Genomic DNA, 26327 nt, shown 5'->3' on the forward strand with positions numbered 1-26327 from the left:
TCATGGATAAAGTGATAGCCACTCTCTTCCCAAGCGTCAACGGCAAAAAGCCCGCAAATGCGGCAGGAGGCGCACATTTTCGCGTCAGTTCGGCGCAAAGGTGCTGCGAGCCGATATACCGGATCTTAACGGCACATCGTTAGGCTTTTCCGGTCGATGGAGCGCCTTTTGCAGAACCCAAACATTTCCCCCGCACCAGCGCATGATCCGGGCGCCTCCGGCGAACAGGATCGCCGTGACCGGATGCATCCCGGCAACCGCTTCCTTGGGCGTGTCGTCGCCTGCAATGGCGCGCGCGCCACCATCGCCGCCTCGGCCGAGGATGGCGGCACCGAGCTGACCTCGCTCTGGTCCGTTGGCCGGCTGATCTCCATCACCGTGGATGATAATCGCGTCGTCGCCCTTGTCTATGCAATGCGAACCGAGAGCGGGCTTTGGAACGAAAGCCAGGGCAATGGATTCGTCGTCGATGTGGAGCTGATGGGCGAGGTGCGGCGCGACGCCGATGGCCGCGAGGGCTTTTCATCAGGCATCACCCGCTATCCCTATCTCGGCGCGGTCGCTCACCGGATCCGGGCCGCAGACCTGAAACGCATCTATAGTTCTGCCAGCGAGGGAAGTTGCACCATCGGCCGCCTCTCCCAGGATGAGGAGATCGACGCGACCCTCCATATCCCCTCGATGCTGTCGAAGCATTTCGCCGTGGTCGGCTCGACCGGTGTCGGCAAGTCCACGGCCGTCTCGCTGCTGCTCCACAAGGCGATTGCCGAAGACCCGAAGCTGCGGGTGCTGATTCTGGATCCGCACAATGAATTTGCCGCCGCTTTCGGCAACAAGGCTGTGGTGATCGATACCGACACGCTCGACCTGCCCTTCTGGCTGATGCGGCTAGACGAATTGACCGAGGTACTCTACCGCGGCCGCGCGCCGATGCCGGAAGAGCTCGACATTCTGCGCGACCTGATTCCGGAGGCCAAGCGCGCTTTCAAGGGTACGGAACAGGGCCTGATACGCCGTGGCGAGCGGGCAGGCTTCACCGCGGACACCCCCGTTCCCTATCGGATGTCGGACCTGCTCGCAGCCATTGACGAGCGTATTGGCCGGCTGGAGGGCCGCGAGGAAAAGCCGGCGCTCCGGGCGCTGAAAATGCGCATCATGTCGGCGCTCAACGATCCGCGCTATCGCTTTATGTTCTCCAACAACACGATCGCCGACACGATCCTCGAAACGGTCGCCCACATCTTCCGCGTACCCGGCCACGGCAAACCGATCTCCACCTTTCAGCTGTCAGGCATCCCGTCGGAAATCGTCAATTCGGTCGCTTCGGTGCTATGCCGCATGGCCTTCGAGCTGGCGCTGTGGTCGAATGGCGCCATCCATATGCTTGTCGTCTGCGAAGAAGCACATCGTTACGTGCCCTCGGATCCCGCGCTCGGCTTCTTCCCAACCCGCCAGGCCATCGCCCGGATTGCCAAGGAAGGCCGTAAATACGGCGTCTCGCTCGGCATCATCACCCAGCGTCCTGGCGAACTCGACCAGACCATCCTGTCGCAATGCTCGACCGTCTTTGCCATGCGGCTCTCCAACGAGCGCGACCAGGAAATCATCCGCAAGGCGCTGCCCGACGGTTCGCTGTCCGCCACCAGCTTCATTTCCTCGATCGGCAATGGCGAGGCTATCGCCTTCGGCGAGGCCATTGCCGTGCCGATGCGAATGCGCTTTGACCGGGTCGCGCCGCAGCAACTGCCAAAGGCAAGCGGCAGCACGCTCGCCCCATCGCCCGACATGCCCGACAATATCGACCTGACCGAAGTCATAGCCCGCATGCGCGCCAGCGCCGAGCCTGACATTTCGAGCTTTCAGCAGAGTTTCAAGATAGCGGAACAGGAGGCGTACCGGCCCGACCTGGATCGGGCAGACTTCGCCGAGCCAAGCTTCACCTCGGCGCCGATCATTGAACCCGATCCTGTCAGGAGCGACGCCTGGCGCCAGGAGCCGCAACGCTTCACCGCAAGCCTGGACCCGCAACCGCCGGAAAGTCTGCCACGCACTGCCGAAGCGCCTCGCCCGGCCCAATCACCACTTGCCGCCCCGCCCATCGAGCCCTACCGGCCAGAAATGCTGCCGGGCACCGCGTCAGGCACTCTTGCGCCACGCCCCGAACCGACATCAGGCTTCCGCCCCGCGAGCGCCTATGCCGGCCGCCGCTTGCCCGACGCCAACACCCTCTTCGCCGCCGCCCCCTCGCCCGCGGTGCCACCTAAGCGTGACACAGGCATGAGTTTGCGGGAGAGTATCCTGAAGAAGCCGCTGGGTGGCTTGAAGGATTGATTGTCGTCGCTGACGAGGTAGCCACCTGCCGGGGCAATGCAAATCAGGGCGACCTGATTTCTCCACGGCGCACGAGCCAGAGAATGAGCGGTAAAACGACCAGTAAGCCGGCAGAAACTAGACCGACAAAGATCACTCCGGCACCAAATTCACCGCTTTTCAAAAAAGTCACCAGGTATGGCTCGGCCTTTGAGGCCATATACAACAGAAGCAACCAGAGACAGGCGCCGGACCGCAGCAGTAGCGCAATAACGGCCAGGACAAGGCTCAGGTCCATCCAAATAGCATCGATTTTGGCCGCCCAAGCTGGGCCAATGAGATCTGCATATTGGAGAACGTTGCTATCAACGGCATGAAAAGTCAGCCTCATTTTGTTCACAACAGCCAAAACGAGAAGAACGGATAATATACGGTAAGCCCAAGTCGACAATTGAGTACGCATTTTCTTATCCCACAAAAACGAGCGATGACCACTGAGTGCACTGAGTGGCCATTCAATCTGGTGAAAGGAAAATCGGGCGCTACGTCATATTGTCCAGAGATCACCGCTTAAGATCGCAGCGAAAGCAGCCGAGACTGCGCTCAACTTCCTCCACTGCGCTTCGTAGCCTCGGCCAGCACGCTCAGATGCCGCTCGATCAGCGTCAGGAAGGCGATGGTGCCGCAGACGATGGCCGCGATGAAAATGCCGGCGATGGCGCCGAAGATGGCGCCCGGCACGGAGATCTGGCCGTCGTAATAATAGTAGTGCCCGTTTCCGGAAGCGCCTGAGGCGGTGGTGACCGCAATAATCACAAGGGCAACGAGGATGTTGAGGGTGGACAGGGTGCGAGCCAGAAAGCGGTTCATGACGACTCCAGGAGGGGATAGAGCATCGGACCAGACCGCAAGAACCGGCTTTTTCCGATGACTCCGATGCATGGCGAGAAGCGAGAGCATTGTGTCGATTCTAAGTTTCGGCACGGTGCTCAAGGCCACCGAGCATAGCGGATCTGGGAGAGGAATCATGCCGCCCAGCGGCTGAAAAAAACAAGGCTTTTAGAGCCCTCTACACGTCTTTGTCGCAAGGCGCATACCCTGTGTTACAAAGGATATGCCGACGCAATCCTTGACTGCATCGAAGATAACTCAGCCCAGCCGTTTCCAGCTCTCGTCCATCTGGTTGCGAAACCAGGTCATCTGCCGCTTGGCATACTGTCGCGTGGCGGCAGACGCCTTTTCGATCGCTTCTTCCCGGCTGATCTCCCCCTGCAGCATCGCCGCAATCTGGGAGACGCCAATGGCCTTCATCGCGGGCATCTCAGGCGAAAGATTTTGCGCCAGCAGTGCCCTTACTTCCTCGACCGCGCCCTCGTCCATCATACTGGCAAAGCGCCGGTTGATCCGCTCATGCAGCAGCGCACGCTCGGGCAGGACAATCAGTTTCTGCGCCCTTGCGGGATCGACGATGACGGGACCGGACCGCGCCTGGAACACCGTGATCGACTGGCCGGTCACCTCGAGCACTTCAAGCGCCCGCACGATCCGCTGGCCGTCGCTGGGATCGAGCCTTGCCGCAACCGCAGGGTCACGCTGCGTCAGTTCCAAGTGCAGCACCTCAGCACCGTCGCGCCGTTCGCGCTCGCGCAGCGCCGCCCGCACCGTCTCGGGAATCTCCGGCATATCGGACAGCCCGCCGGTCAGCGCCTTGAAATAGAGCCCGGTGCCGCCGACGATCACGGGGAAACGCCCCTCGGCTTTCAGGCCCTGCAGCAGCGCCGTAACCTCTCGCAACCACTCGCCGGTGGAATAGACCGCGCCGGCAGGCACGTGACCATAGAGACAGTGCGATACGCCCTGCCTTTCGTCTGCGCTTGGCCGGGCTGTCACCACCCGCAGCGTGTCATAGACCTGCATGCTGTCGGCATTGATCACGACGCCGCCAACCTCGCCCGCGAGTTTCATCGCAAGCGCGGACTTGCCGCTGGCGGTCGGCCCGGTTATCAGGATGGCCTCGCTCTTGTCGTCGTCATCAAGGTTTTTCATCATGGCTTTCGTTGCCACGCTTATTGCCAATCCGTCAAATCCTGTTCTGGCTCCAGCCATCGCCGAAAAGGCGGCAGCGGCCGTCTCTGCCTCGGGCCTCTATTGGTTGGCGGACGGGGTGGCCTGCGATATCGCCCTTAAGGACGGCAGCAATCTTGACGCATCGGAAGCGGCCTTACGCAACGTCATCGCCGGACTACCCGTCGATCTCGCCATCCAGCAGGCCGAGACCCGCCGCAAGGCCTTCCTGATCGCCGATATGGATTCGACCATGATCGGCCAGGAATGCATCGACGAACTCGCCGCCGAAGTCGGACTGAAAGACAAGGTCTCTGCCATCACCGCCCGGGCGATGAACGGCGAAATCGCTTTCGAGCCCGCTCTGCGCGAGCGCGTGGCCCTACTGAAGGGCCTGCCGATTACCGTGGTCGATGAAGTGATTGCCAAGCGCATAACTCTCACGCCAGGCGGCCTGGAACTGATCGCCACCATGAAAGCCAAGGGCTTCTACACGGCGCTGGTCTCGGGCGGGTTTACAATCTTTACCTCGAAGATTGCCGCCACGCTCGGCTTTGATGAAAATCGCGCCAATATCCTGTTGGAGCAAGATGGCTTGCTAACCGGCGAAGTCGCTGAGCCGATCCTTGGCAAGCAGGCCAAGGTCGATGCGCTTCTCGACATCACCGCCCGCCTCGGCATTACGCCCGAAGACACGATTGCCGTCGGTGATGGCGCAAACGATCTCGGCATGCTCGGCATCGCCGGTTCGGGCGTCGCGCTGCACGCCAAGCCGACTGTTGCCGCCCAGGCAAAAATTCGCATCGACCATGGCGATCTGACCGCGCTGCTCTATCTCCAGGGCTACCGAAGGACGGATTTCGTCACGGCTTGAAAGCAGGTCCAATGATCATTCTCGAAACAGAGAGATTGCTCCTGCGCCGCTGGCTGGAAAGCGATCGCAATCTGTTTCGGGAAATCAATGCCGACCCGAAGGTCATGCAGTTCTTTCCTTTCCGGCGCAGCTATGAAGAGGCGGACCTGATGATGGACCGCGTCAATCGGTTGATCGAGGAAACCGGCCTGTGTTTCTTCGCGCTGGAACTGAAGGAAAGCCAGGAGCCGATCGGCTTCTGCGGCCTCTCTGACGCAATGATGCCGGACATACTGCCGACAGGTACCATCGAGATTGGCTGGCGGCTCGCCACCCGCTTCTGGGGCAATGGTTATGTTACGGAAGCAGCCGAAGCGCTGCTCGCCCACGGCTTCACAGTAAAAGCCCTTCCCGAAATCGTTTCCTTTGCCGTCGAGACCAATTATCGCTCCATCGCCGTCATGGAGCGGATCGGCATGACCAGAGACGAGAACGGTGACTTCGACCACCCGCGCGTCCCGGACAGCCATCCGCATCTCAAACGCCATGTGCTTTATCGGCTGACGGCGCAGCAATGGGCAAGCCAACAAACGAGATGAAGTTCCGGATTCGGTTTGTGAACGACAGGCACCAGACCGCTGAATCGATTCACGAATTGCGAAGGTGATACGGCCTTTCCTATGGCCGCCGAATCGCCGGAACCTCAGCGCCTATATTTTTTGCCAGTCTATGGCCAGGACACCACCCGCCCCGCAAACAGCGCAATCCACACCAGAACCGGCTGCAGCGGCAGCCGGATGATATGGTAAGCCCACAGCAAGGCCGAGGGATGCGCGGCGCTGAGGCTGTCGATGGCATGCTTGATATTCGCGGGAAAGACGCAGACGGCATAGAGGGCAAGGCCGATCCCGGATAGGCGCCGGAGCGGCGGAATCCATAGACCTACGGCACCCGCAAGCTCGCAAAGGCCCGTTAACGCAATGACGGCGGGAGCGTAGGGAACCCAATCCGGCGTGATGGTCAGAAAGGGTGCAGGATAGGCGAGGTGTAGAACACCGGCGAGCAGATAGAAGACAGAAAGGCCCACCCGAGAGCGAACGCGCCATGTCTCGATTCGGTGGCGCGGGTCAGGTTGGTTCATACCATTCCTCCCGCCGCTCAGGCTCCATCAGCCTACACCGAACCGCTTTTTGCATGAGCGGTTGCCATCTACACAGCAACCGGCGCCTCGATGGCCGGATGAGGATCGTAGCCCGTCACTTCGAAATCTTCGATCCGGTAACCGTCGATGCTATCCGGGCGCCGGAGCAAGCGGAGCTTGGGGAATGGCCTCGGCTCGCGCTGCAGGATCGTCTCTGCCAGCTCGATGTGATTGAGATAGAGATGGACGTCGCCGCCGACGCAAATCAGCTCGTGCGGCACCATATCCACCTGCTGGGCCACCATCGCCAGCAGCGCTGCCTGCTGACAGGTATTGAAGGGGTTGCCCAGACCTAGATCATTCGAGCGGATGCCGACCATCAGAGACAATTTGGGCGTCTGGTCGCCATTCAAGCCGCTGACAAAGAACTGATAGAAGTTGTGGCAGGGGTTCAAGGCCATCTGATCGAGATCGGCGACATTCCAGGCATGGAACAGCATCCGCCGGCTGGTCGGGTTTGTCCGGAGTGTCTGGATGACGGAAGCGATCTGATCGTATTCCTTGCCATCAGGTCCCACCCAGCGGCGCCATTGCTTGCCATAGACAGGCCCGAGATCGCCCCATTGCAACGCGAATTCCTCGTCTGCAAGGATGCGGGCTTCAAAGTCTTCCTGGCTGATGTCGGACCCGCTCGCCTTGCGATATTTGTCGAGCGGCCAGTCCGTCCAGATCCGAACATTCTCCTGCAGCAGCGACCGAATATTGGTCTGCCCGGTTAGAAACCAGAGCATCTCCTTGACGGCGGTTTTCCAGTAAACCCGCTTCGTCGTGTAAACCGGGAACGTGCCGTCGCTCATGTCGAAGCGCAGCATCGCACCGAAGGATGCCAATGTGCCGACGCCCGTGCGGTCAATGCGCCTGTCGCCGTGCTTCAGCACGTGCTCGACGAGATCAAGATATTGGTATTCCTGATGACGGGCCATGAGTCTTTCCTGTTTTGTATGGACAGTGGCGCCGACCGCCGACAGTTGCAAGGCATTCATGGCAGGCGCCCTGCCCGCCATCTCCATCTGTCCAGATGCAAAAGCGGAGCGATGCATCCACCCTTGTCACCCACGGCTCAAGTCTTAGCCGCGAAGCCACGGCCATGAAAGCCGTCACCGACGCTCCTATGCCACTGTCCAATGGATTTTGATGGGGATCGGCCACAAGCCCGCGGCTTTGCGTGAAAATGCAAAACCAAGCTCTTTCATTCGCCGGGGAAATTCCCTATATGACCCTTGCCGGGGCTTGCTCCGGCTATGGCAATAAACGGTCGGTGAAATAAACCTATTGGACCCGGGGGCGGTACCCGGCGCCTCCACCAAAAACTGGTCGCAGCGATGACCAGCTTTTGATGGGGGCGAAATAGGATCGACAAGGGCGTAAAGATCGAACTTTTGCTCGGCATGATACCACCGTCATCGGGTCACAAGTGTAGTTGCAAATGACAACAACGCTCAGGGTTACGCTGTCGCTGCTTAATCGCGGTGCCAGAAACCCAAACTAAGTCCTTACGGGTAGCACCGTAAGGCGGGGTTCGGAGGTACCTGGCAACAGAAACCTCCACTTTCCTTTTTCGTGCTGCCTATCTTTGCTGGTCTATCGTGTTGCCGGCCTTTCCTTTTGTTCATTGACCTCCTCGCTATCGGCTGCGACATGCTGTTGTCCTGGCTTATCCGCGGGCTCTTTTTCGCCCTGATCAGCGTGCATCTTGGCCTTGCGCTTCACGGCGCCCTACCCTCGCACTTGAGTTTGCATTACAGTGCTATAGATAGGGGCGGAATCGGGCTTTGCGCCAAGGCATCGCTTGGCTTATAAATGTCCAACAGCGCATCATCCGCGATGCAAACGACCGTACGCAGAAGAAAGACAGGACCATATGGGGCAGGACCACATCCGTTACGATATTCTGGCTCAGGACGCGTTGCGCGGTGTGATCCGCAAGGTGCTGACCGAAGTGGCCGCGACGGGCCGTCTGCCGGGTGATCACCACTTTTTCATCACCTTTCTGACGGGCGCGCCGGGCGTGCGGATTTCCCAGCACCTGAAGGCCAAATATGCCGAGCAGATGACCATCGTCATCCAGCACCAGTTCTGGGATCTGAAGGTCACCGACAGCCTGTTCGAAGTGGGCCTGTCCTTCTCCGACACGCCGGAAAAGCTGGTGATTCCCTTCAACGCGATTCGTGGCTTCTACGATCCATCCGTCAATTTCGAGCTCGAATTCGACGTGCCGCAGGTGGAAGAAGACGAAAACTCCGCGGAGATCACCGCCTACCCCACAGCTGCCGTTGCCGACAAGGCCGAGGATGGCGCAGACAAGCCGGAAGGCGAAAAGAAGGAAGGCTCCGTCGTTTCGCTGGATGCTTTCCGCAAGAAGCACTAACTCTTTGTTTTTACGCATTTCCTGACTTAAACTCTGGAAATGCTTCAAGGCGGACCAGAAGCCATGAGCGCCGACGTCGTCAATCTTCGTCAGTTCAAGAAAGCCAAGGCGCGTGCCGACAAGGAAAAACAGGCGGATCAAAACCGCCTGACCTTCGGCCGCACCAAGGCGGAGAAAAAGCTGACAAGCGCCCTGAACGACAAGGCCCGCGCTGCTCTCGATCAGTCGAAACTGGAAGGCAAGCCTGCTGCTGAAGAGCGCGAAGCGGATGGCCAGGACAGCTAAGAACCGGGACGTATGCGCGCAAATCTGCCGGTGAACGCGGACTGCCCTCTTCAGGGTCTTAGTCACCTGTAGTCGAAATCACCGTGAAGCCGAGCAATCGCGCGGCACCATTGCTCCCTCTCCCAACCAGACGACCACGATGCCGCTGATCCGCAAACACTCCGTTTCTCTCAATGGCCACCGCACCAGTTTCTCGCTCGAAGACGCGTTCTGGCAGGAAATTCGTGACATCGCGGAGCATAGGACCATTCCAGTGGCCGCTTTGATCGCCGAAATCGACAGCAAGCGGTCAGCCGATTGCAATCTCTCCTCGGCCCTGCGACTGCACGTTCTGGACTGGATCCGGGGCAGACCCGTGCTGAGACATGATCCTTCAAATCCGGCATAGCCGAAAATATTATAGATTTCAGTAAATTGCAGACATTTCCATGCGTTTGAGACGTCGGTCTCGTCGCGTTTGACGGCATAGACGATCAAGCTTGGCAGCTCTTGTTGCCGATCGGAACATCGGCGGCACAGCAACCAATATAGATATAAAACATAAACAACTTGCCGTGAATGTTATAGGTAATAACGTTTCATTAGGAAACAATCGCTACGTTCAAGGCAGCGCTGAATGCTGCAGGACGCCCGGGATTGGTGCAGGTTTCCACCCGACACGCCCCCTCCAACAGCGCGGTATTCGTTTGAAAAAGGATTTCAAAGATGACAAGCGCAGTTTCCAACCAGATGCCTATGATGCCATTCATGATGGGCCGCATGCAGCATCGGCCGACTGAAGATGCGGCCAACTCCGGTTCTTCGACCTCGACCGCCTCCACCACGTCGACCAGCACGACCGCATCCGCCTCTTCGACCGATGCCAGCGCGGACGCAAGCGGCGCTGATGGTGCTGCTCCCCAGGGTTTTGAAGGCTTTGAGGGCAAGTTCCCGAATTTCGGCGGCGGCAACATGGGCGGCGGCTTCATGCCTCCTTTCGGCCAGCGCGAAGCCTTCATGTAATTTCAGATTTCGATCTCGATCAATCTGCAGCACCGCTCTGCCATGATGGCATAGCGGTTCTTTTTTGTCCTGATGCTACCAGCTGAGCCATTCAAAGCCGAAGCCGATCAGTGGACGCCGGGCAGCCCCTTGAACTCGAGCTTCAACCCGCCATCCCGCTCATCGGGCGACGTCTGTGGCGCAGGATTGGCCGCACCGCGGTCCGCCGCTCTTGCAGCCGCCTCCGCGGCCCGCGCTGCCGCGTCGGATGCCGCAGCCGCCTTGGCGCGCGCCGCAGCCCGCTCAGCGGCCAGCGCTTGATAGTAAACCACCTCACGGCGCAACCGCTGCTTTTCCAAGATCGCTGCCTGCAGCATCTCCACCCGGCGCCGCTCCCGCTCCAAAGCCTGCTGCGAGAAGTAGCTGGCGAGTTCATGTACATCTGTCTTTACGTCAGGTGCCGCAAGCGATCCGCCAAGCTGAAGATGCATGGCAGGAGCCGAATCGTCGCCCTTGTCTGGGGCTGGTTGACCCGCATCGGTCTTGCCACCTGCATCGGCGGGTTCCGGGGTAAAGGCAACACGGATGTCGCCGTCCAATGCACCAGAATCAAGAGCCACGCCGCCGCTGCCATCCAGCACCGCGCCATCGAGCTTGGACTGGAGGTCCTGCAACCGCAGTTTTCCATCACTGACGCCGAAGCCGGCTGTAAGGTCGCCTATCCGGGCCGGAGCCCGCGCCAGCAGCGGCTTCAGCGCCGCCATGACCTGTGCAGATGTGATTTCGCCGGTTGCTGCCTCAAAACCGGACGCGAGCGCCGGATATCCGCTGAGGTCGAAGCGCGGCACGACCAGCCCTCTAAGATCAATTTTGCCTGAACCGTTCAGGGAGGCGAGCAGTCCCTCAGGGCTCGTGCCGCTTCCCTCCGTCGTCAGGTGGAGCTTACCGCGACCGGAGACGTCGGGCCATACCGCCGAGAGATCGGCATCGGACACATCGAGCGCGCTGCGTAGGAAGGCGGTGCCCTGGTTGTTGGCAAGCGACACGCGGCCGGCCAGCTTGCCACCGACCCAGCCTGAGGAGAGATCCTCAAGCGCCATGGCGCCATCAACCAGTGTCAGACGGCTGGAAAAATCGCTCGCTGCCGGCAGCGGTGCGAGTTCGGCACGTTGCGCCTTGAGGCCCAGGTTCATCTGCAAATCGCCCCAGACGGAGGCTGGCAGCTTTGCTGCAGAAACGCCACCAGAGGGATCGTCCAGCTGGCCGATCAACGTCGAGGCCAGCCAGTCGAGGTCGAGTGTGTTAAAGGCGAGCGTGCCGCTGAGCTTGGCGGAGGACGCGGTCGGCTCCAGGGTCAGCGCACCCGAAAGATCGTCGCCGGCGATCTTGCCCTTGATGTCGGCAATCTCGGTTTTGCCGGCAGTGCGATCGATGGCACCAGTCAGCGCCACCGGCAGGCCGGTATCGACGCCGGGGAGGCTCACGGCATTCATGATCAGCAGTGGCCCGATGTCGTCGCTGGTCAGCTCAACCTGGCCTTTGCCTTGCAGGAACAGATCAGCGCCGAGGTTGACGATCCCGTCCAAGTCAAGATGGGTGGCACCAGCATCCAGCGATGCCTGTCCTTCGGCCGGGGCCGCGCCCTTCTGCTTCAATTGCACGCCAAGCTTGGCGCCGCCATCCATGGGAACCGGCAGCGGGTCGAAACCGATCTGGCCGAGAAGTGCCGAGGGCTCATCATTAGTAGCGCTCAGAGAAAAGCTCTTCTCAGCATCGTCGAACACATCGAACAGGCTATCCTGCCGATAACGGGCGTCAAACGCCGTGCCATTGGATTTGCCCTGCAGGCCGATCTCCAACCCACCATATTTGGCGTCGCCGAACTGGGCGTTTGCCACCAGATCGGTATCGGAGAACCAGTGCCCGCTCGCAGCAAGCCTTGCCAGCAGCGGATGATCAGGCAACTGCTTGTGCAACATGGCAAGGACGCCGCTCATATCGCCGGCATGCATAATGACTTGCGCCTTGCCGTTATAGTCGGCCAGCGAGCCGGTGGCCTCGCCCGTTGCCTTCAGGCTGGCGCCGGCGAGATTGCCGATATCGAGTTTGCGAACCGAAAACCCGCCGTCCTTGTAAGTAAACAATCCATCGACATCGCGTGCTGTCACGCCGAAAGCCGAGAAGGCATCGACCTTGATCTTGCCGGCGATCTGATGGTCGAGCAGGGCATCGTCGGTCGCTTCGCCCGAGACCAGGGAGGCCAGCGCCCGCGTTGCATCGAAGTCGAAGGCATTGCCGGAGAGGTCAAAGGACAGGCTCGGCATGGCGCCATCGACCGACTGGCGCTCAAGACGACCATGGAGGCTGGCGGGACCGACGGCCAATTCCAGCTTATCGAAGCGCTGCAAGTCCGAGGTCAACGAGACATTGGCCGAGAAGCCTGCCGTGCGCAATTGCCGGATCGCCGGATCGACATCGCCGGATAGCCAGGAGGCTAGGCCCGAGGGTTGGCTAGAGGCAACGAGCAGAGATCCATTAAACGAAGCCTGACCCTTGAGCTGCAATCGGCCAGAGGCTTCCGCCTGGGTGCGGCCGGGCAGAATGGCCACGGCTTTGTCCACCTGCCAGCCGGTCCCGGCCGGGCGCAGGTCGAGGGTAATATCGCGGATCACGGTGTCGCCGGCAACGATGGCCGGCAGCTTCAGGCTGGCGCGACCGGGCACGTCGGGGATAGGGATCTGGTCTGCGAGCGCAATCAACGACTGGATACGCTGGCGTGCGGAATTCTGCACCTGCCGGCCGGTCTTGCCCTTCGGCAGATTGGGGGTCAGCTTGTCCACATCGATCTGCTGGCCCTCGGCGGTCAACAGGAATTCCGGCGCCTTGCCGGTATCCAGCGTCGCCTCGCCGGTGATGACATAGGGCTGATCGGTGGCACCGACTTCCATGCGATATTCGGCGATCCGCACCCGGTCGTCCGACAGCTCGAACTTGCCCTTGATGCGCGGCGGCGGCACCGGCTTAGTTGCGGCGGGTGTGACTATCCCGGCATTGGCCTGATCGTCTTCGCCGGCGGGTTGGGGGCGCAAGGCGGCCATGAACGTGCCCTGCAAGGTCGGGCGCTTGTCCACCAGGGCCAGATCGCCGGACAGATCGACATCGACGGGCGTGGCGTCCGGCAGAACACGGATCTTGATCGGCACAGTGCCCTTGGCGGCATCCGGCTGCAGGCTAGACAGCGAAAAGCGACCGGATTGGCCATCCAGTGCGCCCTGCCCCATCACCGTCCAGGGGCCAGCCAGCGACCGCGCAGCCATATCGGCATCGAGCCCGGTGATCTGCCGCGTGCGGCCGGTCTGTTGATCGACGATGGTGACGGCACCGCCGACCACAGCCACCTTTTCCAGAACCACCGTGCGGCCCGGCAGGCTCGGGCGGCTGCCTTGCAGCCAGTCCAGCGAGCCGTCAGGCAGGATACGGATGCGCACGCTCGGCTGCTCCACCCGCATGGCAAAGATCCGCGCCTCGCCGGACAGGAAGGGTGCAAGCTCCGCATCCATCGAGAAACGCGCTACATGCGCCAGTTCCTTGCCATCGGTGCCGGGACCGACCGTCACGTCATTCATGGTCACAGAGGGAAAGGGCAGGATGCGGGCCTCGACAGCGCCATGCACCACAACTTTCTTGCCGAGCAAGCGGCTCGCCTGATCCTCGAATTCCCGCCGGAAATCCGTCCAGTTGACGAAGAGCGGCGCCAGAAGCGCTGCAAACAGCGCCACCACAACCAAACCGCCAAGCGCAATGAACAGCCTGCCTAGCACTGAAACTCCATTCCTCGTTTGCCAACCATCAGGGTAACGGCCTGATGGTCATAACTTGGGGCGCCGGCATCAAAGCCGAAAGATCTTGCCCGGGTTGAAAAGATTGTCGGGATCCAGTCCCCGCTTCACCTGACGCATAACGTCAAGCGCGCCGCCAAGTTCGGCTTCGAGATAGGACATCTTGCCCTGGCCGACGCCGTGCTCGCCGGTGCAGGTGCCATCCATGGCGAGCGCCCGCGTATTCAGCCGCGCCATGAAGGCCTCGACCTTGTCGACATTATCGGCATCCTTATCGTCAAACAGGATCAGCAGATGGAAATTGCCATCGCCGACATGACCAACAATAGGCGCGAGTAGCCCGGTCTCGGCGATATCGGCTTGCGTCTCGGCTACGCATTCCGCAAGCCTTGAGATCGGCACGCAGACATCGGTGGACAGGCCCGCGAGATCAGGTGCCAAGGCCCTGCCCGCCCAATAGGCATTGTGCCGCGCCTTCCACAGTTGCGCGCGCTCCTGCGGATCTGACGTGAAGCGCAGGTCTTCGGCGCCGTATTCCTCGGCAATCGCCGCAAACTGCTCCGCTTGCAGGGCAACGGTCTGTTCGGTGCCGTGAAACTCCAGAAACAGCGTCGGCTTTTCGGCCAGACTCAAGTTGGAATAGGCATTGCAGGCCCTGACCTGCATGGCATCAAGCAGCTCGATCCGCGCCACCGGAATGCCCATCTGGATGGTCATGATCACGGCGTCGCAGGCCGATTTCACGTCCGCAAAGGCGCCGACACCGCCACCGATCTTTTCAGGAATGCCCTGAAGCTTGACCGTAACAGAGGTGATCACCCCAAGCGTGCCTTCCGACCCCACGAATAGCCGCGTGAGATCATAGCCCGCCGAGGACTTGCGCGCCCTATGCGCAGTGCGGATCTCTTCGCCATTGGCGGTAACAACCGTCAGCGCCAGCACATTGTCCTTCATCGTACCGTAGCGCACCGCATTGGTGCCCGATGCCCGCGTCGAGGCCATGCCGCCCAGCGTCGCATTGGCACCGGGGTCGATCGGGAAAAACAGGCCGGTATCGCGCAGATAGGTATTCAGCGCCTCACGCGTCACGCCCGGCTGTACAGTGCAGTCGAGATCCTCGGCATTGACCTCAAGCACCTTGTCCATCCGAGAAAAATCGATGGAAATGCCGCCATGGGCCGCATTTACCTGCCCCTCCAGCGAGGAGCCGATGCCGAAGGGCACCATCGGCACCTTATGGGTGGCGCAGGTCTGCACCACCGTCTTCACATCCTCGGCGCTTTCGACGAAGACGACACCGTCAGGCAATTGCGCCGGCAGATAGGTGGTGGTGTGGGCATGCTGCTCGCGAAAGGATTGGCCAGTCTGTAGCCGCTCGCCGAACTGCTGTTTCAGCAGATCGAGAACAAGCGCAATGCCCGCCTCGTTGCGCGCGCCCGCGACCACATCCTTCCTGCTCATGCCTATCTCCTGCCTTACGACGACGCAACGTTAGAGTATTTAGTCGTTTCACGGAAACGCCTAAATACTCTAACGTTTTGTTTTAACGCATTTCCAGACGCAAAACCGCTAAACACTTTTGCTGGAAATACATTGTTTCAACGCATTTCCGAACGCAAAACCGCTAAACACTTTTGCTGGAAATGCTCTAGCCGTGTGCAGGTATGGCCAGCGCGCGCCGGCTTGTCCAGCCATGGCACGCGAATTCCCCGTCCTGTTCCTCGTGCTCAGCCGTCCTGTTCCTCGTGCTCAGCCAAAGCGGCCGGTGACATAGTCGCCGGTGCGCTGGTCGCGTGGGGCGCTGAAAATTGTCTCGGTGCTGTCGAATTCAACGAGTTCGCCGAGATACATGAAGGCGGTGTACTGCGAGATGCGCGCCGCCTGGTGCAGGTTGTGGGTGACGATGGCGATGCAATAGGTCGCCCGCAGCGTCTCGATCAGCTCTTCCAGCTTGCTGGTCGAGATCGGATCAAGCGCAGAGGCCGGCTCGTCGAGCAGCAATACCGAGGGCTTCACGGCAATTGCGCGGGCAATGCATAGGCGCTGCTGCTGTCCGCCGGACAGGCCAAGCCCGCTCTGATGCAGCTTGTCCTTCACCTCGTTCCACAAGGCGGCTTCGCGCAATGCCGCCTCGACGCGGTCGTTCATCTCGGCCTTGGAAATCTTTTCGTAAAGCCGGATGCCAAACGCAATGTTCTCATAGATCGACATCGGAAACGGCGTCGGCTTCTGGAACACCATGCCGATCTTCGCCCGCAGCCGGTTTAGATCTTCGGAAGGATTGAGAATGTTGCGCCCGTCCAGTAGCACTTCGCCCGTGACCTTCTGGCCCGGATAGAGATCATACATCCGGTTGAAGATCCGCAGCAGCGTCGATTTTCCGCAACCCGAAGGGCCGATGAAGGCGGTTACGGTGCGGTCGCGCAAGCTGATATCGACCTCTTTGATCGCCTGATAGCCGTTCTGGTAGAAGAACGACAGCTGCCGGGCCTCCACCTTCACGGGGCGATCGAGATCATCAGGATTGAAAGCCTGCAGCGGTTTGCGGGTCATCACATCGCCCATTCCAGCGCTCGACATTTGCATTTTATCGTTCCTTCCGTTGGAAGAGCCGGCCCGCAGACAAGGTGCGTGCCAGGATATTCAGGATGAGGATCGTCACCGTGATCAACAGCGCACCGCCCCAGGCCAGCCGCTGCCAATCCTCGTAAGGGCTCATGGCGAACTGGAAAATCACCACAGGCAGGTTGGCGATCGGCTGGCTGAGATCGGATGTCCAATATTGGTTGTTGAGCGAGGTAAACAGCAGAGGCGCGGTCTCACCGCTGATGCGGGCAACAGCCAGCAGCACGCCGGTCAGCATGCCCGAGCGGGCGCTGCGCCAGATCACCGAAGTCATGATCTTCCAGCGCGGCGTGCCGAGCGCGGCTGCCGCCTCGCGCATGGCATCCGGCACCAGCAGCAGCATGTCCTGCGTGGTGCGGTTGATGACAGGAATAGCGATCAGCGCCAGCGCGGCGGCCCCGGCATAGCCGGAGAAATGCTTGAACGGCACGACCAGCAGCGCGTAGACGAACAGGCCGATGATGATCGAGGGTGCAGCTAGCAGGATGTCGTTGATGAAGATCGCCACCATACCGAGCCTGGTGCCGCGGCCATATTCCGACAGATAGGTGCCGGCGAGAATGCCGATTGGCGTTGCCACAACCGTTGCCAGCAACGTCATCATGACGGAGCCGTAGATCGCATTGGCAAGGCCGCCATCCGATCCAGGCGGCGGCGTCATCTTGGTGAAAAGGTCGAGTGTTATCGCGGCAAGGCCGTTGCTGAACAGGGTCCAGAGAATGGCGGCCAGCACGGCAAGACCCACCATGGCCGAGGCAAAGGACAGGCCAAGGGCAATGCGATTGACGAGATAGCGGCGGGAGATGATCGACATGGGCGCCTCAGAAGCTCTCGCTGCGCCCGATCAGCCATTTGGCCAGGGCGAGCACCACGAAGGTGATGAAAAACAGGATGAGGCCGAGCGCCACCAGGCTGGATGTGTAGAGATCCGATGTCGCCTCCGAAAATTCATTGGCGATGGAGGCTGAAATCGTCGTGGCCGGTGCCAGCAGCGAGGTGGCGATCCGGTGCGAATTGCCGATGACGAAGGTTACCGCCATGGTTTCGCCCAGCGCCCGGCCAAGACCGAGCATGACGCCGCCGATCAGCCCGCGCCGCGTATAGGGCATGATGATGTGATAGACCACTTCCCAGGTGGTCATGCCCATGCCATAGGCCGATTCCCTGAGCAGGACAGGCACCGTGCCGAAGACGTCGCGCGTGACAGAGGTGATGAAGGGGATAATCATGATCGCCAGCACCAGGCCAGCTGTCAGAACGCCGATGCCATAGGGCGCGCCGCTGAACAATTGGCCGATCACAGGCAGATGGCCGAAGCTTGAGATCAGCGCCGGCTGGACGATCGACTGCATGATCGGCGTCAGCACGAAGAAGCCCCAGAGGCCGTAGATGATGCTGGGAATGCCGGCCAGAAGCTCGATGGCGGTGCCGATCGGCCTTTGCAGCACGGGCGGGCACATTTCGGTCAGGAAAATCGCGATGCCGAAGCTGACGGGAACACCGATCAGCAGACCGATGACAGAGGTGACCAGCGTGCCATAGATCGGGGCCAAGGCGCCGTAGATATCCTTGGCCGGGCTCCAGCGCTCGTTCCACAGAAAGTCGATGCCGAATTCACGCCAGGTCGGCAGGCTCTCGATCAAGAGCGAGGCGAAGACGCCGAGCAGCGCGATCATCACAAGCATGGCGCAGAGCCAGGTGGCACGAATGAAGATCGCATCGGCCAGGCGCACCCGCCGGGCGGCGGCAGCGGCCTTGTCGTCCTCGCGCAGCACGGTCGGCGATTGGATGGCGGTCATAGAGAACCCATTTTGGCGAAACCACTTGAAAGAAGCGAACGGTGCCGGTCTTCAACATACGGAGACAGCGGGCGACGATGGCCCGCTGCTCTTAACAGGTTGAAAAGGCGGGCAATTACATTGCCTTGAAGACCGGCTTGCCGTCCTTCTGGATCTCGTCCCAGGACTTTTCGATCAGGGTCACGACCGGCTTCGGAATAGCGACATATTCCAGGGCCTTAGCCTGCTCGCTACCGTCCTTGTAAGCCCAGGCGAAGAACTTCAAGGCCGCTTCGGTTGCGTCCTTGTCGACCGGATCCTTGTGGATCAGCACCCAGGTCGAGGCAGCAATCGGCCAGCTCTTGTCGCCCGGCTGATTAGTGATGACGAGGTTGAAATTCTTGGCATGCGCCCAGTCGGCATTGGCGGCTGCGGCAGCAAAGCTGTCGAGCGAAGGTTCGACAACCTTGCCGGCCTCGTTCTTCATCTTGGCATAGCCAAGCTTGTTCTGGATTACATAGGCATATTCGTTATAGCCGATAGCGCCAGCGGTCTGCTTGACCGTGTTGGCGACGCCTTCAGAACCCTTGGCACCAACGCCAACCGGCCATTCGACGGCGGTATCCGAGCCGATCTTGCTCTTCCACTCAGGCGAAACCTTGCTCAGGTAATCGGTGAAATTGAAGGTGGTGCCGGAACCGTCAGCGCGATGCACGACGACGATTGCCTGTTCAGGCAGCTTCACGCCCTTGTTGAGCGCAGCGATGGCCGGATCGTTCCACTTGGTGATCTCACCCATGTAGATGCCCTCGAGCACCTTGCCGTCGAGCACCAGTTCGCCCGGCTTGACGCCTTCGATATTGTACATCGGCACGATGCCGCCCATGACCATCGGGAACTGGGTCAGGCCGTTCTTGGTGAGTTCCTCGTCGCTCAGCGGCTTGTCGGTGGCGCCGAAGGTCACGGTCTTGGCTTCCACCTGCTTGATACCGCCGCCCGAGCCGATCGACTGGTAGTTCAGGGCAACGCCGGTCTTGGCCTTGTAGGCTTCGCCCCACTTGGAGAAGACGGGATAGATGAAGCTCGAGCCGGCGCCGGCGATATCGGCAGCGTATGCGGTGCCGGTGAAGGCAACCGAAAGGGCGGCGAGCGCGACGCCGGTGGCGATGTTTTTCATGAAATTCATCGGAATAATCCCCGTTTTGAAGAGCGGTCGCTCCAGCCCCAGCGGCTTTTCAAGCGATTGCTTCTTGGGGTTAAGTGCGTTCCGTGAAGCTTTCGTGACAGGGGCTCCAGTCCCACCTGTGATCACGCGGCTGTGATCAGGCGAGATCGACCGCCTGTCGGTCTCCCATCTCGGCGCACTCGGCTTTACCGCCGTAGTCGGAGCCGCGTTTTCATGAGGTCCAGCAAATATTGATGGGTAAACAGTCGGGAATCGACCAGAAAACAGAATGAAACAAGAACGTTTCTTCTGGCCTTTCGGGGTAGAATCACTACATTGGAGGCCATGACCAGTGGATTTGACGATATTCCCTTCTTCGACGAAGAGCCTTTGCCTCGCAATCCGGGGCCTCGCAATCCGGCGCCGGGCCAGCAGGCGAGCCCGGCAGCAGGACAGACGAAGGAAGGTGACGCGAAGGCTCCCCCACCCGGGCTTGGCGCGGGACTCGGTATTGCCGCACGCGCCATGGCTGCGCGCGACCAGCACCGTGCGCCGGATTATCTCGCCGGTCTGAACCCGGAACAGCGCGAGGCGGTGGAATCGCTCGATGGTCCCGTCCTGGTTCTCGCTGGCGCCGGCACCGGCAAGACGCGGGTGCTGACGACCCGCATCGCCCATATCCTGGCAACCAACCGGGCCTTTCCAAGCCAGATCCTGGCGGTGACCTTCACCAACAAGGCGGCGCGCGAGATGAAGGAGCGCGTCGGGCATCTCGTTGGCGGTGCCGTCGAAGGCATGCCCTGGCTCGGCACTTTCCACTCCATCGGCGTCAAGCTGCTGCGCCGTCATGCCGAGCTGGTGGGCCTGACCTCCGACTTCACGATTCTCGACACCGACGACGTGGTGCGGCTGATCAAGCAGCTGATCCAGGCCGAGGGGCTGGACGACAAGCGCTGGCCGGCCAAACAGTTTGCCGCCATGATCGACGGCTGGAAGAACAAGGGCCTCGACCCCGCACAGATCCCCGAGGGCGACGCCCGCGCCTTTGCCAATGGTCGCGGCCGCGAGCTCTACACCGCCTACCAGAACAGGCTGAAAAGCCTGAATGCCTGCGATTTCGGCGATCTGCTGCTGCACCCGATCCGCATGTTCCGCGCTAATCCTGATGTGCTCAAGGATTATCACCAGCGGTTCCGCTATATCCTGGTCGACGAGTATCAGGACACCAACACCGCCCAATATATGTGGCTGCGGCTTTTGGCACAGCGCGCCGCAGGCCCGGTCAATGTCTGCTGCGTCGGTGATGACGATCAGTCGATCTATGGCTGGCGTGGGGCGGAAGTGGACAATATTCTGCGCTTCGAAAAGGATTTTCCAGGCGCGAAGGTTATCAAGCTGGAGCGCAACTATCGCTCGACCGAGCATATTCTGGGGGCCGCCGGCTTCCTGATTGCCCATAACGAGGGACGGCTCGGCAAGACCCTGTTTACCGACCGGGTCGATCCCAATGATGAAAAGGTAGTGGTGCATGCCGCCTGGGATTCGGAAGAGGAAGCCCGCGCCGTTGGCGAGGAAATCGAGCAGCTTCAGCGCAAGCAACACAAGCTGAACGACATGGCCATCCTGGTCCGCGCCTCCTTCCAGATGCGCGAATTCGAAGATCGGTTCGTGACGCTTGGCCTCAATTACCGCGTCATCGGCGGCCCGCGCTTCTATGAGCGGCTCGAAATCCGCGATGCCATGGCCTATTTTCGCATGGTCTGCCAGCCCGCCGACGACCTCGCGTTCGAGCGGATCGTCAACACGCCGAAGCGCGGTCTGGGCGACACCACCGTGCGCACCCTGCACGACTATGCCCGCGCCCGCGATATTCCCATGCTGGCAGCGGCCTCCGAGATCATCGAGACCGACGAGCTGAAGCCGAAGGCGCGCAAGGCGCTGTTTGATGTCGTCACGGATTTCCGCCGCTGGCAGGACCTGCTCGAAACCACACCGCATACCGAACTTGCCGAGCAGATCCTCGACGACAGCGGCTATACGGCGATGTGGCAGAACGACAAATCGGCGGAAGCGCCGGGCCGGCTGGAAAACTTGAAGGAACTCATCCGCTCGATGGAAGCCTTCGAGAGCATGCGCAGCTTCCTTGAGCATGTGTCGCTGGTTATGGATGCCGAGACCAACGAAAATCTCGACGCCGTCTCGATCATGACGCTGCATTCGGCAAAGGGCTTGGAGTTTGAGACGGTGTTCCTGCCCGGCTGGGAGGAAGGACTATTTCCACACCAGCGCGCGCTGGACGAAGGCGGCCGCGCGGCGCTTGAGGAAGAGCGCCGGCTTGCCTATGTCGGCATCACCCGCGCCAAGCGCCGCTGCCATCTCTGGTTCGTCTCCAACAGGCGCATCCACGGCCTCTGGCAATCTACCATGCCCTCGCGCTTCCTCGACGAGCTGCCGCCCGCCCATGTGGAAGTGGCCGAAGCCGAAACCAGCTATGGCGGCTATGGACGTGGCGGCTACGGCCAATCGCGCTTCGACAAGCAGGAACCGTTTGCCAATTCCTATTCCACTCCCGGCTGGAAACGCGCCCAGGCCAACAAGACCGACGCCACCCGCGACAACTGGGGCTCGCGCTCCGGCCACGCCGTGGAACGGATCGGATACGGCGAAAGCGGCCCACGCGGCCAGACCATCGAAGGTCAGCTTGTAGCGAAATCCACCAGCAACGAACCTTCAAAATTCACCGTCGGTGACCGGGTCTTCCATATCAAGTTCGGCAACGGCAACGTCGCCGTCGTTGAGGGCAACAAGCTGACGATCGATTTCGACCGGGCCGGTCAGAAGCGCGTACTGGATGGGTTTGTGGAGCGGGCTTGAGCTATGAAATTTGCTACTGTTACGGATAATGGCGCCCGCATCGGCTATGTCGAGCTTGCGGGGCTAGAACCGGTTCGCCTCTTCATTCATGGCCTCGGAAGCTCGGCGCTCGCTTATTTCACGTCAATCGCGGCTGATCCTTTGCTCTTCGGCAGTCGAAGCCTGCTCGTCGATCTGCTCGGTTTCGGCATTAGCGACCGTCCTCAGGACTACGACTACACAATCGATCGGCAGGCCGAAAGTCTGGCACGTTTGCTCGATAGCCTTCGCCTGTCGAATGTCGACGTGATTGCTCATAGCATGGGTGGTTCGATTGCCGTTGCGCTCGCGGCCTCACGGCCCGATCTTGTCGGACGTCTGGTTCTGTGCGAGCCAAGCCTAAAGCCGACGTCCCGGCTAAGGGTGGAGGCTTATACGGAACAGGCTTTCATAGAAGAGGGCTTTGCCACTGCCCTGGCTTCTGTCGGAGATATCTGGCCAGCAACGATGCGGATCGCCGACCCGGTCGCCATGTATCGCAGTGAGCATTCGCTTGGAAAAAACATGCCGGTCGATCTTTGCGAACGGCTGCTTGGCCTGACAATGCCGAGGCTGATCATTGTTGGCGCCAGAACGCCGGAACCGCATTGCCTGAACCAAATCCGCGCCGCCGGCTTGCCCATCGTCACCATCGCAGACGCCGGCCACAACATGATGCTAGACAACCACGCGGCCTTCGTCGCAGCGTTGCAGGATTTTTTTGGGCAGGATTGATGGACTAAGATCCAAACATGGAGTTCTGGATCCGTATTGGCCTTTCAAGGGTCAGGCATAATCCTGAAATACGCATATGGCAGGCGTTACCCTAACTGCCGCCATCGCAGCAATTTCAGCCGCGGGCTTCCTTGTCGCGGTTGAGCCACATCAGTTCCATCTGAACGGCGTCCTGGAAGCTCATGATTTCGTCGCGCATCACGTCTTCGGGGCAGCCGAGGTCGAGGAGTTCGGCACCGAGCTGGCGGCAGGTGGCGCGCCAGTAGACGGTGGCGTCATTGCCCTGCAGCCGATCCAGCGTCACGGCGGCGCTGCGCACCAGGTCGCGGCGGCTTGCCAGCGGGAAGAAGGCCAGCGTCGAGGCAACGGGCTCAAGCTTGGCGGCAGTGTTGGGCATACGAACCATCCTTTGTACTGATGATTCGTTTTACGACCTCATGGTTAAGGTTTGGTTGCCGTAGCGAAAGTGCATTTGAATCGATTGTCTCAAAAGAAGACCCTCCCGGCCGGAGCCGGAAGGGCTATCACTGCATTTTCAAGGCTCGTTTTCAGATGTCGTAGCTGTAACCGGCGCTCAGCGAAGCAATAAATTTCTTCGTGCGCTCCTGTTCCGGGGTCTGGAAAATACGGCTCGGCGCGCCACGCTCGACAATGAGGCCCCCATCGAGAAACAGGACATGCTCTGCCACGCGCGAAGCAAGACGCAGATCATGGGTCGCCATCACCATGGTCGTACCTTCGCGGGCGAGCCGTGTCAGCACATCGACGACCTCCTCGGCCAATTCAGGATCGAGCGCCGAGGTCGGTTCGTCGCATAAAAGCACGCGCGGAGACGGCGCCAGAGCGCGGGCGATCGCCACGCGCTGCTGTTGACCGCCAGACAGTGTTGCCGGCCAGGCATCCGCTTTATGCGCCATCCCGACCTTTTCCAGAAGAGCGAGCGCGCGCGTGCGCGCCTCGTCCTTGCGCCACTTCAGCACGGTAACCAGGCCCTCCATCACGTTGTCGATCACAGTCTGATGGGGGAAAAGTTGAAAGTTCTGAAAGACCATGCCCGTCTGGCGCCGCACGGGCTGGATCTGGCTCCAGCCGAGTTTCTTTCCCGGCTGAAAACTGATGGAGGCTTCGCCGATGCGCACCGTCCCCGATGTCGGAATTTCCAAAAGATTGATACAGCGCAGCAGGGTGCTCTTTCCTCCGCCGGACGGACCGACCAGCGCCGTCACGGTACCTTCCGCCAGCGTCATGCTCACATCTTTCAGCACGACATTATCGCCGAAGCGCTTTTCGATATGGGAAACTTCGATCATGTCCGCGCCTCCAGGAAACCGCCATAGCGCGCGAAGCGCCTCTCGAGCCGAGATTGCAGCAGCGACAGGACCGAACTCATGGCAAGATAGATCAACGCCGCCTCGATATAGAGGATCAGCGGCTCGTAGGTCGTGGCGACGATACGCTGCGCAGTCTGAAACAGTTCAGGCACTGTGATGGCCGCCGCCAAGGACGTGTCCTTGACGAGCGAGATAAAGGTATTGGAGAGCGGCGGCACCGCAACGCGTGTCGCCTGCGGCAGAATGGTGCGAAGCATTGCCTGGCGCCAGTTCATGCCGATCGAATAGGCTGCCTCCCATTGCCCGCGTGGCACCGAAGCGATCACCGCCCGGATGATCTCCGAGGTATAGGCGCCGATATTGAGCGTGAAGCCAATGAGAGCGGCTGGAAAGGCTGAGAGAAGAATGCCGGCGCTCGGCAGGCCGTAGAAGATAACGAAGAGCTGGACGAGCAGCGGCGTTCCCCGGATGATCCAGACGTAGAAACGGGCAATACCGGCGACCGGCGCCGGCCCGAACAGCCGAGCAATCGCGGTGACGAGGCCAAGGGCCAGACCAAGCACGAAGGACAGGAGCGTAAGCGGCACCGTGAAGATGAGGCCGGCCCACAGAAGCGGCTGGAGCGAATCCAGCATGAGTTGAAGCCATGACGGCAAGACGGCACCTCTAGAGTCTGTCGGGGAAAAGCGAAACCCAGCCTTCCCAAAAGACAAACGAAAACAGGAGAATGAGAGTGCCAGGTTTCAATCTGAACCTGTCACTCTTAACAATGATCCGCTCCGGCAGGGCCGGTGCGGATCGGAAGATAACACAGAAAAGGGCGGAGCAGGCCGCAGTGATTATTTCGAAACGTCTTCGCCGAAATATTTCTGCGAGATGGCTTGATAGGTGCCATCGGTCTTGATCTCGGCAAGCGCCTTGTTGATCGCCTCCAGAAGCTCCGGCTCACCCTTGCGAATGATAACGCCGGAATAATCAGCGTCGGCTTGCGCGTCGACGATTTTGACCGGCGCGTCCGGCTTATGCTTCTTGAAATCCAGGAAAGACAGGCTGTCGTTGACCGTCGCGTCCGCCCGTCCGGTCAGGACAAGCTGGATCGACTGGTCGAACCCGTCAGTGCCGACAAGCTCCGCACCATTGGTCTCGGCAAGCTTGCCGAAGTTGCTGGTCAGCGATTGCGCGGCCTTCTTGCCCTTCAGATCCTTGAAGGACTTGATGTCGTCATTGTTGCTTTTGACGATCAGCACGGCCTTTGAGGCGATGTAAGGCTCGGAAAAATCGTACTTCTTCTTGCGGGCGTCGGTGATACCGACTTCGTTGATGACGGCATCGTAGCGCTTGGCATCGAGGCCGGCGATCAGGCCATCCCACTTGCCTTCGACGAATTCAGCCTTAACGCCGATCTTCTTGGCGATAGCCTCGCCGATCTCCACGTCGAAGCCGACCAGTTTGCCGGATGCGTCGTGATAGGTGAAGGGCGCGTAGGTTCCCTCAGTCCCGATCTTCAACGTCGACGCCGCCTTCACATCGGAAAGATTCGAGCCGGCGAAAGCCGCTCCCGAAAGCGCAACCTGCGCCAGAATGACAGTCGTGGCGAACGTTCTCATCAAACTCATGTGGAATTCCCGATCCTGTAGACACCAATTTTGCGGCAAGCTATCCCAAGTGGGACCGGCTCACCACGTACCGAACGCGCAAAAAATCGTCGTAATCGGCAAAACTTTTTCTATTTCCGAATGATCTGCGAAATTCTCCGCAGACCTTCAATCCTGAACGCTGCCGCCCTCCTCTCCGTTGCGCAGAGATGGCGGCGGTCGGATTACGGGAATGACCCCGTCATCCCCTCGCGTATGTCAGGTTCAAATTGAACCAGTCATACGCGAGGTGCTTTTGATTGCGT

At 60.2% G+C, this 26327-nt stretch carries 25 protein-coding genes and 1 other RNA gene; 11 read left to right on the forward strand and 15 right to left on the reverse strand.

All coding sequences use genetic code 11. From position 1 onward, the window contains the following. Positions 1-243 precede the first annotated feature (243 nt). Complete coding sequence (locus BJF91_RS12765; RefSeq protein ID WP_075615610.1) at positions 244-2331, forward strand: ATP-binding protein; 2088 nt, start codon at positions 244-246, stop codon at positions 2329-2331. Between the two features lie 43 nt (positions 2332-2374). Here the strand turns inward: BJF91_RS12765 and BJF91_RS12770 are convergent, their stop codons facing one another. The 3 genes from BJF91_RS12770 to miaA form a co-directional block, all read right to left on the reverse strand. Further along, positions 2375-2773, reverse strand: a complete 399-nt coding sequence (locus BJF91_RS12770; protein ID WP_139310681.1) for a hypothetical protein — start codon at positions 2771-2773, stop codon at positions 2375-2377. Between the two features lie 140 nt (positions 2774-2913). Next, on the reverse strand, positions 2914-3180 hold the full coding sequence (locus tag BJF91_RS12775) for a hypothetical protein (RefSeq protein WP_075615611.1): 267 nt from the start codon (positions 3178-3180) through the stop codon (positions 2914-2916). A gap of 279 nt (positions 3181-3459) precedes the next feature. Continuing rightward, a complete protein-coding gene (miaA, locus tag BJF91_RS12780; protein ID WP_075614892.1) occupies positions 3460-4359 on the reverse strand; it encodes a tRNA (adenosine(37)-N6)-dimethylallyltransferase MiaA in 900 nt (299 codons plus the stop codon). Between miaA and serB the strand changes: the two genes are divergently transcribed. Both serB and BJF91_RS12790 read left to right on the forward strand, forming a co-directional pair. Then, complete coding sequence (gene serB, locus BJF91_RS12785; RefSeq protein WP_075614893.1) at positions 4358-5248, forward strand: phosphoserine phosphatase SerB; 891 nt, start codon at positions 4358-4360, stop codon at positions 5246-5248. The genes miaA and serB overlap by 2 nt on opposite strands. An 11-nt stretch (positions 5249-5259) precedes the next feature. Continuing rightward, positions 5260-5826 (forward strand): GNAT family N-acetyltransferase, encoded by a 567-nt coding sequence (locus tag BJF91_RS12790; protein ID WP_075614894.1) that lies wholly within the window; start codon positions 5260-5262, stop codon positions 5824-5826. Positions 5827-5954: 128 nt separating this feature from the next. Here the strand turns inward: BJF91_RS12790 and BJF91_RS12795 are convergent, their stop codons facing one another. Then, positions 5955-6368 (reverse strand): DoxX family protein, encoded by a 414-nt coding sequence (locus BJF91_RS12795; RefSeq protein ID WP_075614895.1) that lies wholly within the window; start codon positions 6366-6368, stop codon positions 5955-5957. 68 nt (positions 6369-6436) lie between these two features. After that, the gene (thyA, locus tag BJF91_RS12800) at positions 6437-7351 is read right to left on the reverse strand and encodes a thymidylate synthase (protein ID WP_075615612.1); all 915 of its coding nucleotides are present in this window, start codon (positions 7349-7351) and stop codon (positions 6437-6439) included. A 260-nt stretch (positions 7352-7611) separates the two neighbouring features. Between thyA and ssrA the strand changes: the two genes are divergently transcribed. The 6 genes from ssrA (at position 7612) to BJF91_RS12825 (ending at position 10083) form a co-directional block, all read left to right on the forward strand. Beyond that, positions 7612-7978, forward strand: a transfer-messenger RNA (tmRNA) gene (ssrA, locus tag BJF91_RS12805). A gap of 311 nt (positions 7979-8289) precedes the next feature. Continuing rightward, complete coding sequence (locus BJF91_RS12810; protein WP_075614896.1) at positions 8290-8796, forward strand: SspB family protein; 507 nt, start codon at positions 8290-8292, stop codon at positions 8794-8796. A 63-nt stretch (positions 8797-8859) separates the two neighbouring features. After that, complete coding sequence (locus tag BJF91_RS12815; RefSeq protein ID WP_075614897.1) at positions 8860-9081, forward strand: DUF4169 family protein; 222 nt, start codon at positions 8860-8862, stop codon at positions 9079-9081. 145 nt (positions 9082-9226) lie between these two features. Further along, the gene (locus BJF91_RS12820) at positions 9227-9469 is read left to right on the forward strand and encodes a ribbon-helix-helix domain-containing protein (protein WP_075615613.1); all 243 of its coding nucleotides are present in this window, start codon (positions 9227-9229) and stop codon (positions 9467-9469) included. A gap of 91 nt (positions 9470-9560) precedes the next feature. Beyond that, positions 9561-9860: a hypothetical protein gene (locus tag BJF91_RS24775; RefSeq protein ID WP_139310682.1), complete on the forward strand. Its 300-nt coding sequence runs from the start codon at positions 9561-9563 to the stop codon at positions 9858-9860. After that, positions 9841-10083 (forward strand): hypothetical protein, encoded by a 243-nt coding sequence (locus BJF91_RS12825; protein WP_139310683.1) that lies wholly within the window; start codon positions 9841-9843, stop codon positions 10081-10083. The genes BJF91_RS24775 and BJF91_RS12825 overlap by 20 nt, the downstream gene beginning before the upstream one ends. Before the next feature lie 107 nt (positions 10084-10190). On the opposite strand, the gene BJF91_RS12830 is transcribed toward BJF91_RS12825, so the two are convergent. The 6 genes from BJF91_RS12830 to pstS form a co-directional block, all read right to left on the reverse strand. Beyond that, a complete protein-coding gene (locus tag BJF91_RS12830) occupies positions 10191-13883 on the reverse strand; it encodes an AsmA family protein (RefSeq protein ID WP_075614899.1) in 3693 nt (1230 codons plus the stop codon). Positions 13884-13952: 69 nt separating this feature from the next. Continuing rightward, positions 13953-15362 (reverse strand): FAD-binding oxidoreductase, encoded by a 1410-nt coding sequence (locus BJF91_RS12835; protein WP_075614900.1) that lies wholly within the window; start codon positions 15360-15362, stop codon positions 13953-13955. 288 nt (positions 15363-15650) lie between these two features. Further along, a complete protein-coding gene (gene pstB, locus BJF91_RS12840) occupies positions 15651-16454 on the reverse strand; it encodes a phosphate ABC transporter ATP-binding protein PstB (protein WP_139310730.1) in 804 nt (267 codons plus the stop codon). 34 nt (positions 16455-16488) lie between these two features. Then, positions 16489-17340, reverse strand: a complete 852-nt coding sequence (gene pstA, locus BJF91_RS12845; protein ID WP_075614901.1) for a phosphate ABC transporter permease PstA — start codon at positions 17338-17340, stop codon at positions 16489-16491. A 7-nt stretch (positions 17341-17347) separates the two neighbouring features. Then, complete coding sequence (gene pstC / locus BJF91_RS12850; protein WP_075614902.1) at positions 17348-18325, reverse strand: phosphate ABC transporter permease subunit PstC; 978 nt, start codon at positions 18323-18325, stop codon at positions 17348-17350. 115 nt (positions 18326-18440) lie between these two features. Further along, a complete protein-coding gene (gene pstS, locus BJF91_RS12855; RefSeq protein ID WP_083943338.1) occupies positions 18441-19481 on the reverse strand; it encodes a phosphate ABC transporter substrate-binding protein PstS in 1041 nt (346 codons plus the stop codon). Positions 19482-19814: 333 nt separating this feature from the next. Between pstS and BJF91_RS12860 the strand changes: the two genes are divergently transcribed. Both BJF91_RS12860 and BJF91_RS12865 read left to right on the forward strand, forming a co-directional pair. Continuing rightward, positions 19815-22343: an ATP-dependent helicase gene (locus BJF91_RS12860; RefSeq protein ID WP_075614904.1), complete on the forward strand. Its 2529-nt coding sequence runs from the start codon at positions 19815-19817 to the stop codon at positions 22341-22343. Positions 22344-22346: 3 nt separating this feature from the next. Continuing rightward, complete coding sequence (locus tag BJF91_RS12865) at positions 22347-23096, forward strand: alpha/beta fold hydrolase (RefSeq protein ID WP_075614905.1); 750 nt, start codon at positions 22347-22349, stop codon at positions 23094-23096. A gap of 115 nt (positions 23097-23211) precedes the next feature. Here BJF91_RS12865 and BJF91_RS25335 read toward each other — a convergent pair whose 3' ends face one another. From BJF91_RS25335 to BJF91_RS12885, 4 genes are all read right to left on the reverse strand, one after another. Continuing rightward, positions 23212-23493, reverse strand: coding sequence for a DUF6074 family protein (locus BJF91_RS25335; RefSeq protein ID WP_075614906.1), 282 nt, complete (start codon positions 23491-23493; stop codon positions 23212-23214). 151 nt (positions 23494-23644) lie between these two features. Beyond that, positions 23645-24406 (reverse strand): amino acid ABC transporter ATP-binding protein, encoded by a 762-nt coding sequence (locus BJF91_RS12875; RefSeq protein WP_075614907.1) that lies wholly within the window; start codon positions 24404-24406, stop codon positions 23645-23647. Next, positions 24403-25083, reverse strand: coding sequence for an amino acid ABC transporter permease (locus BJF91_RS12880; protein ID WP_075614908.1), 681 nt, complete (start codon positions 25081-25083; stop codon positions 24403-24405). Before BJF91_RS12880 ends, BJF91_RS12875 begins: the two co-directional genes overlap by 4 nt. Positions 25084-25266: 183 nt before the next feature. Then, entirely contained in the window at positions 25267-26034 is a 768-nt protein-coding gene (locus tag BJF91_RS12885) for an amino acid ABC transporter substrate-binding protein (protein WP_407639889.1), read from the reverse strand. Between the last annotated feature and the right edge of the window lie 293 nt (positions 26035-26327).

This window comes from Gillisella taibaishanensis (assembly GCF_001938985.1).
GTDB lineage: Bacteria > Pseudomonadota > Alphaproteobacteria > Rhizobiales > Rhizobiaceae > Allorhizobium > Allorhizobium taibaishanense.